We start from the raw sequence: 16948 nt of genomic DNA, 5'->3' as shown, positions 1-16948 counted from the left end.
TTCAAGTATGGTTCCAGATGCGGCCGGGGTCTCCCGGCCTGTCGCTCAGGTCCATTTGCCATCATATGTCCGTGTCGGTGGTGAGCCGCATCACACTTAACGCACCCGTGATGCCGCGTGAGGTTCGCGCCGCTCGACCGGCTGTTGCAACGCCTGTACCGGCGCAAGGAAGAGCTTCTGACGGTCCTGGACCGGCCCGAAGTGCCGCTGCACACCAACGGCTCGGAGAACGAACATCCGTAGCCACCCGCCGGAAGATCTCCGGCGGCACCCGCAGCGACCACGGCCGGGACTTTCGGGACGCACACCTCGGTGTGATGAAGACCTGCGATAAGCTAGGGATCTCGTACTGGCAGTACCTCGGGAGCCGCCTCGGCCTGCCGGACGCCGAAGCGATCCCGCCACTCGCCGATCTCATCCGGGCCCGGGCCCCAACCTAGCGGGCTCTCAGATCACACAGCACCCGCTCTTTCCGCACCCATACCGTGCAGCCGACCGCAGCGCTGGATAACGGCTGCCCGGGGTTTTGCCTAAGTTACCACTACACCGACCGGATGCGAGTTCGGCCAGGCGTGTGCCTGCCCGTTACAAGGGCCCAGCCCGATCGTCCTCCGCGGCTGCAACCAAGACTTCCTGCCTGTTGCATTACGACTGAACACGCGAAATCGCCGTCGTGCCACGCCACGCCGGCATACCGGCGAGAAACTGCACAATCCCATGGTGCCGATCCAGGGGATTATGGCGAGATACCGGGATTACGTCCTTGACACCCAGTCGCCCCATGCGAGTTCCGTTGCGCGCGCCCGGCGCAATCAAAGGCGCTTTCCCGGTGAACCTTTCCGGGGGCAGTGATATTCACGATCGCGCGAAGCACACGGTCGGGGCTTGGCACAATGTAAAGAATTTGTGATACGCAGAGCGTTGGTGAAGCGTTCCCCGAATGAGACCTCGATGCCCTAGCCGTCGAAAATGAAAAACTCAGCCTCGCGGACCGCCTGAGGCGCAAAGGGGTCGCCGCGCCCTGCACTTGACCGAAGCGTCCCGTCGGCGCCGCTCACGCGCCGGCGGACACGATGAACACCAGCTGAGAGCGATGAGGCAACCACAAGAGAGCCATGCCGTGGCCAATGAGCCTTTGCCTGCCACCCCCGCCTCGGGGGCGCCAGGGGTAACACCCACAAGCGACCCGTCCCTGGCACACCGCCCTGCCGATTTCGCAAGCCTGACCGAGGCCCTGGACTACGCAGCCGGGGGTGAGACCGGGCTCAATTTTTACGACCGCCGGGGCCGAGTGGCGACCGTTGTGAGCTACGCCGCGTTGCGGCGGCGCGCACTTGGGGTGGCGCGCGGGCTCCTAGCTCAGGGGCTAGAGCGCGGCGAGCGGGTCGCGCTGGTTGCGGAGATGGCCCCAGCGTTCGCCGTCGGGTTTTTCGCCTGTCAATACGCGGGCCTTCACGCGGTGCCGGTGCCCGCACAGGCCGGCCTGGGCAACTCGGCGGGTTACGTCGACGGTTTGCGGCGCATCCTTGTTAGTGCGCGCGCCCGGATCGTACTGGGCGGAGAGGGGGACCTCGAACCGCTTAAGGCGGCGGTGGCCGGACTGCAGGTCGGCCGTGTAACCACCGTCGCAGCGCTACTGGACGAGGCCGGTTCGGGGCCTGGGGAAGGCGCCCTGCAGCCTCTTGGCCCGGCGGAGATCAGCCACGTCCAGTACTCCTCGGGCAGCACGCGCGACCCCGTCGGCATACAGATCGATCAGCGCGGGCTGATGGCGAACGCCGAACGCGCGGTGCGCGACGCGCTGGCCATCGGCGCCGACGACCGGGCGGTGTCTTGGCTGCCGTTTTACCATGACATGGGCCTCATCGGCTTTCTGGCGATGCCGGTAACCTGTCAGATGTCAGTGGATTATCTGGCGCCGGAGGCGTTTGCCCTGCGGCCCACGTTGTGGCTGGAGTTGATCTCGGCGAACCGCGGCACAGTGGCGTTCAGCCCGACCTTCGGCTACGAGCTCTGCACCCGCCGGGCGCGCGGGTTGAAAGAGCTGGATCTCAGCAGCTGGCGAATCGCGGGGGTTGGTGGCGAGCGCGTGCGCCCGGAAACGCTGGAGGCCTTCGCCGCGACCTTCGCGCCGGCCGGCTTCCACGTGACGGCCTTCACGCCGTCTTACGGGCTGGCGGAAGCGACGCTTGCCGTAAGCTTCCACGCCACGAGGCACGCCCCGGCGGTCGACACAGTGGATGCCACGGCGCTGATGCGGGACGGTGAAGCCCGGCCGGTGTCGGCTGGCGACACCGCGCAGGCATGCCGTTTCGTTGCGTGTGGCCGGCCGCTGACCGACCATCAGGTCCAGATTCGGGACAGCGCCGGGCGCCGTCTTGCCGAGCGCGCGGTGGGCCGGATCTTCGTCGCTGGCCCCAGCCTGATGCGCGGCTACGTCGACAACGATGCGACCAGTGCCGGCGCGCCGCAGCCTGATGGGTGGCCGGACGGCTGGCTGGACACGGGCGATCTCGGCTACCTTGCCGACGGTGCCCTCTACGTCACCGGCCGCCGGAAGGACCTGATCATCGTCAACGGCCGCAACATCCCACCGCAGGACCTGGAGTGGGTTGCTCAACAGGCGGTCGATAGGTTGTCCGACCGCGACACCGCCGCCTTCTCGGTGCTTGATTCGGCGGGGCGGGAAACACCGGTCTTGCTTGCGCAGATTCGCGCACGGGACCCGCAGGTCCGCAAGCGCCTGCGCGAGCGCATCCAGGCCGCGCTGTTCCAGAGCTTAGCTATCACCTGCCGTGTCATACTTGTCCCGCCGCGTAGCTTGCCGTTCACAAGCTCGGGTAAGCTCAGTCGGACCAAGGCGCGCGAGTTGTACCTTTCCGGCAGCTTGGGCAATGCCGGCCCGGCGGCAACAGCTGGCGAGTGAGTGGTGGCACCGTCTGCCGACACCACCGCCGGACCGGGGACTTCCGCACGGGCGACGCGGGTCGCGGTGACCGGGGCGGGCGGATTTCTCGGGCGGCACGTCGTCGCCCAGCTGGCTAAGACGGGGTATTCCGTCCGCGCGCTCTACCACAGGCGCGAGCCTGACGGCACTGCGGGCGTGGAGCCCGTTCGCGGCAGCCTGGCGGATGCGGCGGCCCTGGACCGACTCGTCGCGGGCTGCGATGCGGTGATTCACTTGGCCGGTCTAGTCGCCGCTGACCGGCCGGGCCGGTTCGACGCGGTCAACCACGCCGGAACCGTCCGGCTGGCCGAGCGCGCGGCCGCCGCACGGGTTGGCCGTTTCCTTTTCGTCTCCAGTCTTGCGGCACGGCATCCGGCGTTGTCGCCCTACGCGGCAAGCAAGCGCGCCGGAGAGCGGGCCTTGACCGGGCGCATGGATCTGCCGGTCGACGTGCTCCGGCCGCCGGCGGTGTACGGGCCGGGAGACCCGCAGATCCTTATGTTCCTGCGGTTGCTCCGGCTGCGGATCGCCCCGCTTCCCGGTCCGCCCACGGCCCGGGTCTGTCTCATCCACGCCGACGACGCGGCCTCAGCCATCGCCGCCTGGCTCGCGGGCCCGGGCGCGTCCGGGGCGATTTACGAGATCGCCGACGACCGGCCTGACGGCTACAGCTGGCGCGAGTTGATGGAGATAGCCGCATGTGCCTGTGGCGTGCGGCCGCGGTATTTGCGTCTCGGGCGGCCAGCCCTTATCCCGTTGGGGGCACTAGGCGAGGGGGTGGCGCGTCTCACCGGGCGGGCGGTGCCGTTATCGCGCGGCAAGGTGCGCGAGCTGACCCATCCCGATTGGCGGACCGACTGGACGGCCTTTGGCCGGCGAACCGGCTGGGGGCCCACTGTCGAGTTGCGCGCCGGGCTAACCCGGACGGTCGACTGGTACCGGGCGCACGGCTGGCTCTAGGCGAGCCGGCGACCCCGCAACAACTGGAGCCGCAGCCATGACCGAAAATACGGTTGGGACGCCGACCCCGGAGCGCCGCGAGATCGTTGAGGCCGTGTGCGCAGAACTGGAAAAACACAACACGACCGGTATTCAACTCCACGAAGAGACCGACGTCACCGGCGAACTAGCGATCGACTCGGTCGCCGTGATGGATCTGATGTTCGAATTGGAAGAGCGGTTCGACATCGCGGTGCCATTGAACCAACTGGGGAGTGTGCGCACGATCGGGCAGATTGCGGATCTTGTCCGGTCGCAGGCCAAATCCGGGGGGCAGCAAACCGAATGAAAGATCTACTCGCCAAGTTCACCGCCGTCGGGCGCCAGCATGCTGAACTCTTGGCACAGGTTGGTAGCGATCCGCTCGGGGTCCGCATGGATCGCGTGATCGGGCCAACAGAAGCGGAGATTGAGGGCCGTCGCTGCGTGCTCCTGGGCTCCAACAACTACCTAGGGCTGACCTTCGAGCCGACGGCGCTTGAGGGCGCGCACGTCGCCCTCGACGCAGCTGGAACTGGGACCACCGGATCGCGGGTGGCAAACGGCTCCTACAGTATGCACCAGGACCTGGAGCGCCAGCTTGCGGCCTTCTTTAGGCGCCGGCACGCGCTGTTGTTCAGCACCGGTTACCAGGCGAATGTCGGCATGCTCTCCGCGATCGCCGGCCGAGACGACACTGTCCTGATCGACTCCGACTGCCACGCCAGCATCTACGACGGCTGCAAACTGAGTGATGCCACGGTCCAGCGCTTCCGCCACAACGACCCGGAGAACCTGGACCGCCGTCTGGCCCGCCTGCAGGCGCCAGGCAACGCGCTGGTGGTGATCGAGGGGATTTACTCAATGCTGGGTGACCGCGCTCCCGTGCGGGAAATCGCCGAGGTCACCCGGCGTCACGGCGCCTATCTGATGGTGGACGAGGCGCATTCCCTGGGCGTGACCGGACCGGGCGCCCGTGGCGTCGCGGCGGAAGCGGGCGTCGCGGACAAGGTCGACTTCATCGTCGGCACCTTTTCCAAGAGCGTGGGCACGATCGGCGGGTTTTGCGCCGCCGACCACGACGCACTGGAAGCGATCCGCCTGTCGGCGCGCGCCTATCTCTTCACCGCATCCCTGCCCCCCGCTGTGGTAGCGTCGGCCAGGTGCACGCTGGAGCGAATGCGTACCGATCCCGGTTTGCGCGACCGGCTGTGGGCCAACGCCGAGATTGTCTACGACGGGCTCGCTCGAATGGGATTTGAGCTCGGGCCGGAGAAGACGCCGGTAATCGCCGTGCGCATGCCGGACACGCAGACCGGCCTCGCCACTTGGCGCGATCTGCTGGACGCAGGCGTGTACGTAAACCTAGCGCTACCCCCGGCAACCCCGAACGGCAACTGCCTGCTGCGCTGTTCCGTCTGCGCCGCGCACTCAGCCGATCAACTGGACCACGTGCTTGCTGCATTCGCGCGGGTGGCGGACGCGCCCGATTGGCGCGGCACGGCCGCAGAGTAGCGTCGGCGACGGGCGCCGCCCTCAACGCAGCCCGCCGGCCCGGTAGATACGCCACAAAAGCGGCCAGCCGCCGATCAGCGGGTGCCGGCGCTGGAAAGGCGTTGGCCGAACCGCTACACCGCTGTGCCGCTCGATCTTGGCGCATACGTAATCCACACCGCCGTCGAAGGTAAACGTGGCCTTGATCGCCCGGGCGAGCGACAGCACTTTGCCCGCCGGTCGAGCGACTTGGCTCGCCAGCTGGGCGCGTCCGCGCTGCCAGCGTGTCAGATGCACCCGCACGCGGCCATCACCGCTCAGGGACGCAAGCGGCGAGAGGCAGCGGATAGCCGTTGGCGTGCGGGCCGTCAGCGCGGTACCCCCCGCCGCCACGATCGCCCGGGCCCGCGCCGGCGCCTCGCTGCGCAGCTCCCGGGCGTAGGTCTCGGTTAGGCCGGCCTGCCAGAGATCGTGTGGGGTCGTGTGGTCGGGCAAAATGCCTAGAAGCTTGCGGTGAAAGCTCACGGTAGCAGCCGTCAGGGCGTCGAGGATCGCCGACCGGGTCGCCTCGTCGCGGGCGTATACCAGCCGGCACGGCTGGGCGAACCGGGCCCAGATGGCCGGGGTCGCCGACCGCCCAGCGGTCCCCCGCGCGAACTGCGTCCAAGTGACCACGGCCACCTTCGCTCCGACGGGTGTCCCGTCTTGGCATGCGGTGGTTTCAAGATAGATCACGTTGGGCGGCAGGAGCCGATTAAGGCCGGCCAGTACCGGACCGAAGCCGGTCGCGGATGGGGTGTCGACAAGCAGATACAGGTCGATCAAGTCGGCGCGACCCGGCGCCCAGAGACTGCTACCGTAGAACAGTACCCCTACCACCTGCTCGCGCCGGCACCGCGCCAGCAGGGCGTCGACCGCCGCGCGAACCTGGGCGTCGACGGCGGTCTCCGCGGCTTCAGCCACGAGGGCGCGCAAATCGGTCCATCCCTCGGACATGATCGTAGGCCTCACGCCATGACGAAGCGGAGCGAGCTGTCCGACTGCACCGTAAGGGTGGCGTCGGCCGGACTGTCGAGCGGCTCCCCGTCTAGCACCCAGTCTTCGGTCGCGCTCAGCGCGACCGATCGGCAGCGGCATGCCGCGAACGGTTTCGCCTCGATGGCCGTAAAGGACGGCCAAGGGCGCCATAGCGCGGACGGCGCGCGCCGCCAGAGGCCTGGGACGTGGGCGTTGATCACCGCCACGCCGACGCCCTCGCCGGGCGATACCGGGCGTAAACCGAGCAGCAGCCGGTCAAGGCTGGTGACAATCACGGCGATGCGGGGCGCGGTCGCGCCCGGACTGTCGTTGCAGGCGATCCGCACGTCGGCCGGTCGGAGGAGGGGCGTGGTTTTGAGCCCTCCGCACGCCAGGCGCCAAAGGCTCCAGATCAGGGCGAGCGACCACGCGAGCGGGCCAGCAATGCCGCGGGCATACAGACCGCGTCGCGCGGCTGCCGTTACCCGCGGGATCCCCACGCCGCCGAGGAAGAACCCGTAGGACGGCGGCGCGCCCGCGCTCCGCACCAGAAGCGGACGCCGCGTAACTATTGGGAGCTGGCCGTCGGCCGTGTCCCAGTGTTTGAGCAGGCGTGCAAGAGCGGCCGCGGGCGCGCCTGGGCAGCCGGCATCGCGGGCGATCATGTTGGTGCTCCCGCCGGACAAAACCGCAAGAATCGGCTCGCGGGTGAAAGGCTTGTGCCGGCGCAGCGCGGTCACGACTGCGACCACCGTGCCGTCGCCGCCGTCGATCGCGAGCACGCGAGTGTTCCGGGCCGCGAGGGTGCGCAGCGCGTTGGGGACCTCCCGTAGCCTCGCCGGTTGTAGATGGTCGATCCCGCGGGAGCGGGTGAGCGCCTGGAGATCGCGGCGAGCGCGCGTGCGGTTGTTGCCGCTGGCCGGGTTGGACAAGACCGCGATATCGCTCATACTGGCGCCTTGAGCCAAGATGCGACTGGCTGTCCACGGGCGTTCGCCCGCTCCGCTTGCACGGTCCGGAGAAGATGGATGATAGCGGAGGCAAGTATCCATGCGGTCGTTGCCAGGATTCCTAGATCTGGGCGGCCGGCGATCCAGGCCAGTGTCAGCAGCACGAGGCACGGGTTACGGCGGGCGGTGATTTGCCGGAACCCGGAGTCGAAGCGTGTCCAGACGAACAACTCAAAGCCGAACCGCCGGGTGAAATACCCTTCCGGCAGCCGGCCCAAGACGTAGCCAACGAAAATCGCTGCCACGGTCCAGTCGAGCCACGGCTGTGGCAGCGCGTGACCGGACTCAGCCAGCCCGTAAGCCCAGGCCGCGTACCACAGCGGCGGATGCACAAGATCAATGCCGTGGTCAAACAGGTTACCGAACTTCGATGACGACAGGGTAACGCGTGCCAGCTTGCCGTCAACGGTGTCGAGGAAGGTCATCAACCAAGCTGCGAGCAACCCCCAACCGTAAGCACTCGTAGCGAACGCCCAAAGCGCGGCCAACACCAGTACCGCGCTCAAAAGCGTGACCGCGTTCGGGGTCACGCCCAGGCGGACGCAGCCGCGTGTCGCCCACATCGCCGGTACCGGCCAGACGTGTTTGGTGACGGCATCCGTTATCCCCTTGTAGGCAGCCATGTACACACGCCGCTCCACCGCGCGCTGTGTGGCGCGATCAACTTGCAGGCAGTACGGGGGCTCGCGCTTACGCAGCTTCCCGCGGTAGGCGTCCCCGGCGTGCTCCGGCGCGCACGGAGTGGTACCGTCCGGTGGCAAGCCTTCGCCTGTCAGCCATGCTCGCGCTTGCTCGGTCTGGCCGGCGGGGACGTGAACGGCCAAGCGCACCGTGCCGTTGTCGGTCGGGCGCTCCAGGCGCGTTCCCGGCTGGTTCAGCAGGGCCGACAGGAGAGGCGTGTCGTACATGACGTCGCCGCGCAGCAGCAGGACGCGCCTGGTCCGGGGATACGATCCACGTGCCGCCCACGACACGTCCGCCACGCTGAGGCCCTTGAACTGGCGGTGAATCCGCTGTTCCGGTTCGAGCCCCCAAACCTTGACTGGCTCTTCGGACCTCACGACGTAAACCGTTACGGCGGAGTTGTTAGGCTCGGTGGCATGTGTCACCAATGAAAATCCCGCCTTGCTTCCGGACATCTGAATGTCGCCGAACGCCCCGATGAGGCTTTTCGCACACATTTCCGATTTGCACCTGCCGCCGCTGCCAGCGATCCGGCCGCGGGAATTCACGGGCAAGCGTCTGCTGGGATACGTGGTCTGGCACCGACGGCGCAAGTACGAACATCGCGTCGAGGTGTTGGACGCTTTGCTCCACGAGCTGGCCCGTCAGGCGCCCGATCATGTCGTAATCACCGGCGACCTAACCAACCTCGGCTTGGCCGCGGAGTTTGAGGGCGTTGCGCGCTGGCTCGGACGTCTCGGGCCCACGAGGGCCGTCACCCTGATTCCGGGTAACCACGATGCCTACGTCCAAGCGAGCGAAGAGGCGATGCGATGGGCGTTGCGGCCCTGGCTGCTGGACGACGACGGGGCGGCCGAGTTTCCGCTACTGCAAGTCCGTGGCGGGGTCGCTTTCATCGGGGTTTCGACGGCGATACCCACGGGCATCGGGCAGGCCCGTGGCCGGGTTGGCTGCGAGCAGATGTCGCGACTGGCGGCGATTCTCCGCACAGCTTTCGCTCGCGGACTCATACGCGTGGTGGTTTTGCACCATCCACCCCAGTGGGGCGCCGAAGTCTGGCGCCGGGGCTTGGACGATGCTTCGGCCTTGCGCGCGATAATCGCCAGGGAGGGCGCGGACTTGGTTCTGCACGGCCATGCCCATGGGCCCCGTCAAGCCGAACTGCCGGGCCCGCACGCGCCTGTCCCGGTTTACGGGGTGGCTTCCGCGTCGTTGCTGAAAAACAGGGCGCACCAGACTGGGCACTACCGCCTTTTCCGGCACCGCGCTGGTGGCCACTTCGCCGTCGAGGAGCGATGCTTCGATCCAGCGATCGGGACGTTCACTGCAGCCCGGGTATAAGCCTGCAGCCGCGCGCTTCGAGGCAGCGGCGCTCGCGACGGTGTGAGCCGACAACGGTTTGACATTCAGCGACCCGGTATTTACCGATTTCTCATTAGCGGTCAGCGCCGCCATGGATCAACGGGGTTTTCATGAAAGCGATCATCCTGAGCGCTGGACAGGGTAAGCGGTGTCTCCCATTGACGAGCGAGACGCCCAAGTGTCTATTGCCGGTCGATCTTGATCACACCATTCTGACGTGGCAAATCTCGGTGCTCACGGCTGCGGGCATTACTGAATGCGTTGTCGTGTCGGGCTTCGAAGCCGGTCGTATTGATGAAGAACTAGCCCGGAAGCGACTGTCGTCAGCGCGCACAATCTACAATCCCTTCTACGATGTCTCGGACAACCTAGCATCGGTCTGGTGCGCTCTTCCGGAAGCCACGGAGGATTTTCTGCTGATCAACGGCGATACCCTGTTCGCACCGGCCACCGTGCGCCGCTTGTCGGCCTCTCATGCGACGATCACCGTTACGATTTCGCAGAAATCGAGCTACGATGCCGACGACATGAAGGTGCGAGTGTCCGATGAGCGGGTATGCCAAATCGGCAAGCACCTCGGCCCGGCCGAGGCGGACGGCGAGGCGATTGGTATGACCCTGTTTCGCGGCTCCGGGCGCGACCGATTTGCTGAGACCGTGTATCGAAGCTTGCGCCGGCCCGGTGGCCGCGATTTGTGGTACCCAGCCGCGTTGAGCGAACTAGCGCGCGGGGACGGGCTGACCATATCGCATTGTAGCACGGACGCCTGGTGCGAGGTTGATGTGCCAAGCGACCTACAACAGGCCCGCCAAGCCGTGCAGCGTTGGCGCAGCACGGGGGCGCCTCACTTGGCCGCCGTGTCCTGAGGGCCCGGGCCCTGCCGCGCGATCCGGCGGACGAGCGCGAGGTCAGCAGGCGTATCGACATCGATCGCCGCTTCGGGCTGTTCCAGCAAAACCGGCGCAACTCGGCAGCCGATCTGTGCGGAAAGCCGCTCCAGCGCCTGCGCAAGGGTCCAACGGCGCAGAAGATAACCAACCAGGCTCGCCGGTCCGAGTCGCGCGGCGATACGATGTGGGGCCTTACGGCTCTGCTCCAGCTCGCGCCAGAAGGTCACGGCGCGCGACCCGGCCGGGCGCATCATGGCGTAAAGGTTACATCCGCTGTACACTCCGTCGCGCATCCGTAGCCTGCTGCAGCGCACTTCCGGGTAGCGTTGCGCCAGGATCTGCACTTGGTTCATGGCAACTGCGAAGTCACAGGCAGCCCGCTGCGCGCCGGCCAAGACGTCGTCTACCATGGCGGCCGTTAGCAGCGGATGGTCTGCGGTGACGATCAGAAGCGGCTGGTCACCGGGTGCTACTGCGGCCCCGTCGAGTGCGCTGGCCGCGCGCGAGGGTCCCGGTTCGCGTAAGCTCACCGACCCCGCGCGAATGTGCGCGGGCAATTCCGTGAGGTGGGCCGTCGTCACGGCGTCTCGGCTCAGACTCAGGGTGACGTGGGTGATCCGATCGCTGGCGAGGAGGGCCGCAACGACCCGCTCGACCATTGCGGTGCCGGCCACTCGCGCGAATGGCTTGGCCGCGACCGAGTCGGCCTGGGCCACGGGATGGGTCCGATCGACGCCGCCTGCGAGCACGAGCGCGTGCGCTCTTGCACCGTCGCTCGTCATCTCAATGCCTTGCGATAGAGCCGGTAACGTTTGTCCTCCTCAGCCCGCAACAGCTCAAGTAAGTGGATCATCGGTTCGTTGTCCTCCAGAATCCACGACAGTTCGAACTCGGCCATGTTTAGGCCGCGGGCGGCCTCATGGAGGCGTTGCATCATCAGTGCGCTCAGCCCCGCGGCAAGGTTGCCGCCTTGGTAACGCCGTCGCACGCCCATAAGCATAACCCTGCCGTGTTCCGGTGGGCGGAACTTAATCCGCCACAGCAGCCACGCCCAACCGAACGGCAGCAGCCGGCCGCGCAACTCGCGCAGAACTATGTAGAGGTCAGGCACGGCGACAATCATTGCCACCGGCTCGCCGTCGTATTCTGAGATACGGACCAACTCCGGGCGGATAATCGGTTTCAGGCTTCGGGTCATGTGGCGGACTTCCGCCTCTGTCATCTGGACAAAGCCCCAATTGCCGGACCAGGCATCGTTGAACACGTTGGCGACCCGACGCATCTCCGCATTGAGGTCGCGCATATCGAGTTGCCGTTCCCGAACGCGCGGGTCAGCGGCGGCGCTACGGGCGACGAGCGCTGCTCTTGCGGGAAATCTCTGGTTGACGTTCGCCCGGTACGCGAGCAGGTCCTTGGCCTTGATGTACCCGGCCTTCTCTAGGGCCTTGGCGTACCATGCAGGGCCGTAGTTCATTAGCACCCTTGGCGGGCGGTCGTGCCCCACCACGAGAAGCCCAGTCTCATCGTTGCTGGACAGGCTGTACGGGCCCTCCGACAGCGCTGCGCCCTGGTCCTGGAGCCAGGCTTCCGCGGCCTCCAGGAGCGCGTGCAGAACCCCTTGGTCGGCGGCTTCAACCAGGCCGAAATGGCCGATCGGCGTACCGAGATCCGGTTGCGCAAGCCAGTCGATCTGCGCGCTGATCCGGCCCACCGGCCGTCGGTTCCGGCATGCGAGGAAGAATCGTGCGCGGGCGTGCTCGAAATAGGGGTTGGCTGGGCCGAAATGCTGGCGGCGCTCGAATTGCAGCGGCGGAACCCAGTTCGGATCGTTGTGATAAAGCGCGAAGGGGACGCGAACGAACGCGCGCAGGTCTCGCCGGCTGTCGACCGGTCGCACCGCGATCTCTTCAGGGTCCGTCATTGCCTCAGCTTTCCGCCATAATCAGCGACCAAAACGCCAGGGCGGCGAACACGACTGCCGGGGCCCAGGCCGCGAAGGCGGGCGGCAGCACGGCAGTCTCACCCAGTGGGATCAGCAACCGTTCCAAGCCGAAGTAAAGTCCGCCCGCGGCCAGGGTTACCAGCCCCAGCAGCACGAGTTGCCGCCGGCGCGCATGCTGACATGCCATGGGTGCCGGAAGCAGCGCCATCACCAAGCACGAGGCAGGTTGAGCCAATTTGCGGTGCGTCCAAAATCGGTAATACCGAGGTGTGCGTTCGCTATAGCCTGCGCCCTTGCGCAAGGACCATGTTTCGACGAACGACAGTTCCTCGGGGCCCTGGCCAAAACTGCCGAAACGGCTGGGATCCCACCGGAACGCAGGGGTAGGTGTTTCTGGCGCAGGACCACTGTCGCGCGCAGCGACCAGTCGCTCGACCCCGTCCAAGCGCCAGCGCCCGTCGACAAACCGGGCTTTTTGCGCTTTCAAGAACGCCTCGAGCCCGCCGGCGGGATCGCGCTGGATAAGAACCACGTCGTGCAACCTTTGTCCGTCAGCTGATGCCAGTCCGATGTGCACGATGGCGCTGTCCGCGGCCAGCCAGAGCCCCTGCTCCTCCGAGCGCGCGCCTGGAGGCAGCCCGGCGTAACCGCGCGTCTGCCAGGTCGCCAGCCTGCCGGCAGTCTCGACCGCGACCAGGTTCGCGAACAGGAAGTGCGCGCCAGCAACCAGCGCGGCGCCTATCAGAATGATCCCGGTGATCTGCGTACCGGAAACACCGGCGGCACGCGCGACCACGAGCTCTTGGGAGGCGACTAGCGCGATCAGGGTCAGAAGCGCGCCGATCAGCACGGCGAGGGGAACCAGCAGGACCACCAGCGTGGGCAGCCTGAGACTGGCATAGGCAATCAAGCCAAGCCCGACGGGCGCGCCGCCTTCCAGCACGGCGTGGATGTGCGCAAGTGTGTCGAAAACCGTCAGCACAAGACCCAGTGCGGCGAGGGCGAGAGCGAAGCGCGCAAAGAACGTGACCAGAAGGTAGCGGGCAAAGGTCAACGGCATCGTCAGGCGGCCTTTGAAACGGACGCGTGGCGGCGGCGCAGGGGCCCGAGGTTGCCAGCTTGAGCGATCCGCAGAAGACCCGCCGCTAGAAGCGCAAACGCAGCCACGACCCCCCATTGGCCGCCCCACGGTGGCAGCGTCCCGGACGCGACCAGTCCTTCCGCGAGCGCCAGCAGCTTCTGATAGAGGACCAGCACGCCAATCCCCACGGCGAAGCGCGTCAAGCGGCTGCCACGCCCGGCGCGCAGGACCGGTATCGGTGCGGCCAGAACCGCGAGCAGCGGGATCGACACGGCCGACACCAAGCGTTTGTTCAGTTCCGCAACACGGACCTCCAGGCTGAGATCGCCGCCCGCGGCCGGGGTGTCGGAAAGCAGTTCCGGTACTGTAAGTTCGCGCTCGTCCTTGCCGCGCGGGCCGCGCGAGGTGGTCCCCTGGACCGGTAGCGGCCAGATGTAGTGCTCGAAGTGGATTTTCTCCACGCCGCTGGCACCTCCTCGGTCGCGGATCAGGGTGCCTTGAGCCATCCGGACAACCAGCCGTTCGGTTTCGCGATCGGTGCTAAGCGTTCCCGCCTCGGCCAGCACGTAGGTACGTCCGTCGCCCGGCCGATCGCGGGCGGCGAAGACCCGCTCCAGGTTTTGCCCGTCGGGGCCGACTGCCCCCGCCCGCAGCACCGTGCCGTTGCCAAGGTCGTAGAACACCCCGGGTACGATGCGCATCTTGAAACGGGAATCCGTCACTTCGTGCAGCGTGTGTCGGTAGACGTACCTGCCGTAAGGTTGCAGGAAGGCGGTGTTAACGGCCATCAAGGCCGCCAACAGCAGAGCCGCGACCATCAGGGGGCGTAGCAGGCGGGTCAGCGAAATGCCGGCGGCATGCATCACCGACAACTCGCTGTCGTGGCGCATTTGGTGTAGGGAAATCAGGACTGCTAGGAACGCGGCCGCCGGCACGGCCAGTCCAAGGTAGTGGGGAAGCAGCGCGACGATCATGTCGAGCGCGCGCCCAACTGGCGCACCTCGGTCGGTTACCGTTCGGGTGATCTCAAGTAGACGCTCTAGGGTGAGGGCCAGAAGCATCACGGCCAGCATGACCGTGAAGTGGAAGGCCGCACGACGCAGCAGGTACCGAGATAGAACCGTCATCGGAGTGCGGATGGGGGCGTGGACGTCCCCACTGCTTAGTCCGGCCAAGCCGTAACGAGCCGGGCGTGCAGCCTATCCGTTGTCACGGCGGGCAGTTCGACGCTATGTGCCAAGTCAGGCGGACCAGGCCAGCCCGGGTCCGAACAGCTGATCTCGTCGAAAACGCGCGTTTGCGCGTAGCGCGGCAACACATGGTAGTGCACATGGGGATCCTTCATCATCAACATCAGGTAGTTGATTTTGTCGTACGCCAGGGCATCCGATAGGGCCCGCTCGATCGCCCGGACCACCGTTGCAGCCTCGGCGAACGCCGCGTCAGGAAGCTGGGCGAACGCGGTTGCCTCCGCCTTGGCGATCATGACGAGCGCGCCAAGCGTCGCTTGCCGCGGGCGCCGTTGAACCGTCCAGTGCGTATAGTCCGCGATCACTGTATCCGGGTAGCCGAATTCAGTCATCGTCGCGTGAGCCATACTCCCACCCCCTTTTGATGCCCCTGCCGTAAGATACGTAGCTGTCCATGATCGCTTGTCGGCTAGATTGGGAACTTAAGGACCGCGCCTCAACCGCCCAGCGACGCCGCCGACCGCGAGAGACGGGTCCGCAGCAGAGTCCACGTCAAGTAAAATCCGCTGCTGGCTGCATCACAATCCGGGAGCCGTCGTCGTGCTGGAATGCAACCCGGAGCAGTAGCCCCCGGTCATCGTACCACACGTCCCGCTGCACCTCGCCGGCCAGGCGGTAGTGCCGGGCCGTCTGACGTGTGTCGCCGATCCGGACGGCTTCGCGCCCGATGTCCTGCGTGGTGTTGGTTTTCATCCAGCCGTCCTCGACCTCCAGAAGCTGTGGTGCCTGTGGGGTCCGGGGGTGCCAGAGCGTCGTCGTGAGGGGGCTTTCCGGGAACGTTCTGCGTTCACCCTTATGGTTCTCCAGCACCAGCGGACCGTCGCCGTCGCGCACGCCCTGCAGGCGTTTCTCTTTGCCGTTCTTGCGGGTTTGACTGTCGAGACCAACAAGGGTGTCGCCTCGCCAGCGTTCGACAGAGGTATGGCGGTAGCTGTATAAAGGGACGCTGAACAGCGTGACCACTAGATCAATCTCGGTGGTTACCGCCAGAATGTCGCCGTTCTGGCGTAGCGTACGAATGTGCGCGCCGATCGGGCGGCCTTCGCGCAGAACAGTATATCGGTACCGGCCAACCGGAGGCTCGGCCACGGCCCGTGCGCGGACACTCCCCAAGCTTGCCAAGCATGCCCCGACCGCGCCGATACGGAGGGCAAAACCGCGTCGCGTCAAGCCGCGTCGTGCCAAGGTCATCACCAACCTGCCGTTGGTTGCTGGAAAGGGTAACCACGATTGGAAGATTGTAGCTGAACCGTTAAACTTAACCATGCACCAACGCAATTTTTATCTGCACGTGAGCGCACCTTGACCGCATGCGCGCTCCAGCCTGTGCTCCCCGTTCGAGTGTTCGGGAGATGGCACCAGTGAGCACTATCGACCCGACACGGCCGTCCGATAGCCGCGAAGAATTGCCGGTCTGGGCGCTGCTTGGCCCCAAGGCGGGCGACAATGAGCAGGTCATCGCCCTGGCGGAGGCGCTGGAGCGGCCGTACCGAACCGTTCGGCTCCGCTACACGAGCGCCTACCGTCTGCCAAACCGGCTGCTCGGCGCGACACTGCACAGTCTTGCGGCAGCCGATCCGGATTTGACGCCTCCCTGGCCGAAGCTGGTCTTGGCGGCCGGCCGGCGGAGCGTGCCGGTCGCTCGGTGGATTCAGCGCGTCGCGGGCCACCGTGTCCGACTCGTGCAGATCGGCCGGCCGCGTGCGCCGCTTGGCTGGTTCGATTTGGTGCTGGCGCCGCCGCAATATCATCTGCCCGCGCGCAGAAATCTGGTTCGCCTGCCCCTACCCCTCGTAAGAGCGCAGCGCGCGGACGAGCCGGACCCAGCGTGGGCGGCGCGGATCGCAGATCTTCCAGCGCCGCGTGCCGCCGTCCTGATCGGCGGCCGCGCCCGCGACCGCGACCTCACACGCGCGACCGTCCGGAAAACCCTGGATGCCGCCGCCGAGCGCGTCGGCCACACCGGGTCGCTGATGGTCACTACCAGTCCACGCACGGCGGAGGGGCGTCTGCCGGGTCTGCAAGGCTCCTGCGCAACTTTGGTCTACCGCTGGCATGCGCAGAGCGGCCGCGACAATCCAATGGGTGCGTTCCTCGATAAGGCCGACCGGATTGTCGTGACGGGGGACAGCGTGTCGATGCTGGCCCGAGCGGTTGCAACTGGTAAGGACCTGAAAAGCAAGAAACGAATCGAAGGCTGGGTGAATTTGCCAGAATAGAATCGGCGTATAGGCGGCATGATCGGGCGCAGGTTGGTAGGTTTGGGGTATGGGTAAGTTCGAAGACCTTCGCG

17 protein-coding genes are annotated in these 16948 nt (G+C 66.4%); 8 read left to right on the top strand and 9 right to left on the bottom strand.

Annotated features, from left to right (window positions below):
- Positions 1–117: 117 nt before the first annotated feature.
- From CKO28_RS28930 to spt, 5 genes are all read left to right on the top strand, one after another.
- The gene (locus CKO28_RS28930) at positions 118–243 is read left to right on the top strand and encodes a hypothetical protein (RefSeq protein ID WP_274611025.1); all 126 of its coding nucleotides are present in this window, start codon (positions 118–120) and stop codon (positions 241–243) included.
- An 850-nt stretch (positions 244–1093) separates the two neighbouring features.
- Positions 1094–2926 (top strand): fatty acyl-AMP ligase, encoded by a 1833-nt coding sequence (locus tag CKO28_RS20760; RefSeq protein WP_200342734.1) that lies wholly within the window; start codon positions 1094–1096, stop codon positions 2924–2926.
- Between the two features lie 66 nt (positions 2927–2992).
- Positions 2993–3907, top strand: a complete 915-nt coding sequence (locus tag CKO28_RS20755; RefSeq protein WP_338050207.1) for an NAD-dependent epimerase/dehydratase family protein — start codon at positions 2993–2995, stop codon at positions 3905–3907.
- A 37-nt stretch (positions 3908–3944) separates the two neighbouring features.
- A complete protein-coding gene (locus CKO28_RS20750; protein WP_200342732.1) occupies positions 3945–4235 on the top strand; it encodes an acyl carrier protein in 291 nt (96 codons plus the stop codon).
- Positions 4232–5440: a serine palmitoyltransferase gene (gene spt / locus CKO28_RS20745; protein ID WP_200342731.1), complete on the top strand. Its 1209-nt coding sequence runs from the start codon at positions 4232–4234 to the stop codon at positions 5438–5440. Before CKO28_RS20750 ends, spt begins: the two co-directional genes overlap by 4 nt.
- A gap of 21 nt (positions 5441–5461) precedes the next feature.
- Here spt and CKO28_RS20740 read toward each other — a convergent pair whose 3' ends face one another.
- The 3 genes from CKO28_RS20740 to CKO28_RS20730 are packed head-to-tail and all read right to left on the bottom strand — an operon-like array spanning position 5462 to position 8585.
- Positions 5462–6394, bottom strand: a complete 933-nt coding sequence (locus tag CKO28_RS20740; RefSeq protein ID WP_200342730.1) for a hypothetical protein — start codon at positions 6392–6394, stop codon at positions 5462–5464.
- Between the two features lie 32 nt (positions 6395–6426).
- The gene (locus CKO28_RS20735) at positions 6427–7386 is read right to left on the bottom strand and encodes a diacylglycerol/lipid kinase family protein (protein WP_200342729.1); all 960 of its coding nucleotides are present in this window, start codon (positions 7384–7386) and stop codon (positions 6427–6429) included.
- Positions 7383–8585: a CDP-alcohol phosphatidyltransferase family protein gene (locus CKO28_RS20730; protein ID WP_200342728.1), complete on the bottom strand. Its 1203-nt coding sequence runs from the start codon at positions 8583–8585 to the stop codon at positions 7383–7385. Before CKO28_RS20730 ends, CKO28_RS20735 begins: the two co-directional genes overlap by 4 nt.
- Positions 8586–8589: 4 nt before the next feature.
- Here CKO28_RS20730 and CKO28_RS20725 point away from each other — a divergent pair, with 4 nt between their 5' ends.
- Positions 8590–9471, top strand: coding sequence for a metallophosphoesterase family protein (locus CKO28_RS20725; RefSeq protein ID WP_200342727.1), 882 nt, complete (start codon positions 8590–8592; stop codon positions 9469–9471).
- A 131-nt stretch (positions 9472–9602) separates the two neighbouring features.
- Entirely contained in the window at positions 9603–10358 is a 756-nt protein-coding gene (locus tag CKO28_RS20720; RefSeq protein ID WP_200342726.1) for a phosphocholine cytidylyltransferase family protein, read from the top strand.
- Here CKO28_RS20720 and CKO28_RS20715 read toward each other — a convergent pair.
- The 6 genes from CKO28_RS20715 to CKO28_RS20690 form a co-directional block, all read right to left on the bottom strand.
- Positions 10337–11164 carry a nucleotidyltransferase family protein gene (locus tag CKO28_RS20715; protein WP_200342725.1) on the bottom strand — a complete coding sequence of 276 codons (828 nt, stop codon included), beginning with the start codon at positions 11162–11164 and terminating at the stop codon, positions 10337–10339. The two genes, CKO28_RS20720 and CKO28_RS20715, sit on opposite strands and share 22 nt — an antisense overlap.
- The gene (locus CKO28_RS20710) at positions 11161–12303 is read right to left on the bottom strand and encodes a GNAT family N-acetyltransferase (protein ID WP_200342724.1); all 1143 of its coding nucleotides are present in this window, start codon (positions 12301–12303) and stop codon (positions 11161–11163) included. Before CKO28_RS20710 ends, CKO28_RS20715 begins: the two co-directional genes overlap by 4 nt.
- Before the next feature lie 4 nt (positions 12304–12307).
- Positions 12308–13384, bottom strand: a complete 1077-nt coding sequence (locus tag CKO28_RS20705; RefSeq protein ID WP_200342723.1) for an LptF/LptG family permease — start codon at positions 13382–13384, stop codon at positions 12308–12310.
- A 2-nt stretch (positions 13385–13386) separates the two neighbouring features.
- Positions 13387–14532, bottom strand: a complete 1146-nt coding sequence (locus CKO28_RS20700; protein ID WP_274611024.1) for an LptF/LptG family permease — start codon at positions 14530–14532, stop codon at positions 13387–13389.
- Between the two features lie 35 nt (positions 14533–14567).
- Positions 14568–15002, bottom strand: a complete 435-nt coding sequence (locus tag CKO28_RS20695) for an HIT family protein (RefSeq protein ID WP_200342721.1) — start codon at positions 15000–15002, stop codon at positions 14568–14570.
- A 145-nt stretch (positions 15003–15147) separates the two neighbouring features.
- Positions 15148–15744: a DUF6134 family protein gene (locus CKO28_RS20690; protein ID WP_200342720.1), complete on the bottom strand. Its 597-nt coding sequence runs from the start codon at positions 15742–15744 to the stop codon at positions 15148–15150.
- Positions 15745–16016: 272 nt separating this feature from the next.
- On the opposite strand from CKO28_RS20690, the gene CKO28_RS20685 reads away from it, so the two are divergent.
- On the top strand, positions 16017–16874 hold the full coding sequence (locus CKO28_RS20685; protein ID WP_200342719.1) for an ELM1/GtrOC1 family putative glycosyltransferase: 858 nt from the start codon (positions 16017–16019) through the stop codon (positions 16872–16874).
- The last annotated feature ends 74 nt before the right edge of the window (positions 16875–16948 follow it).

This window comes from Rhodovibrio sodomensis (assembly GCF_016583645.1).
Classification (GTDB): domain Bacteria; phylum Pseudomonadota; class Alphaproteobacteria; order Kiloniellales; family Rhodovibrionaceae; genus Rhodovibrio; species Rhodovibrio sodomensis.
Note: the sequence above shows the minus strand (reverse complement) of the source record. Positions and strands in the feature narration are given on the sequence as shown.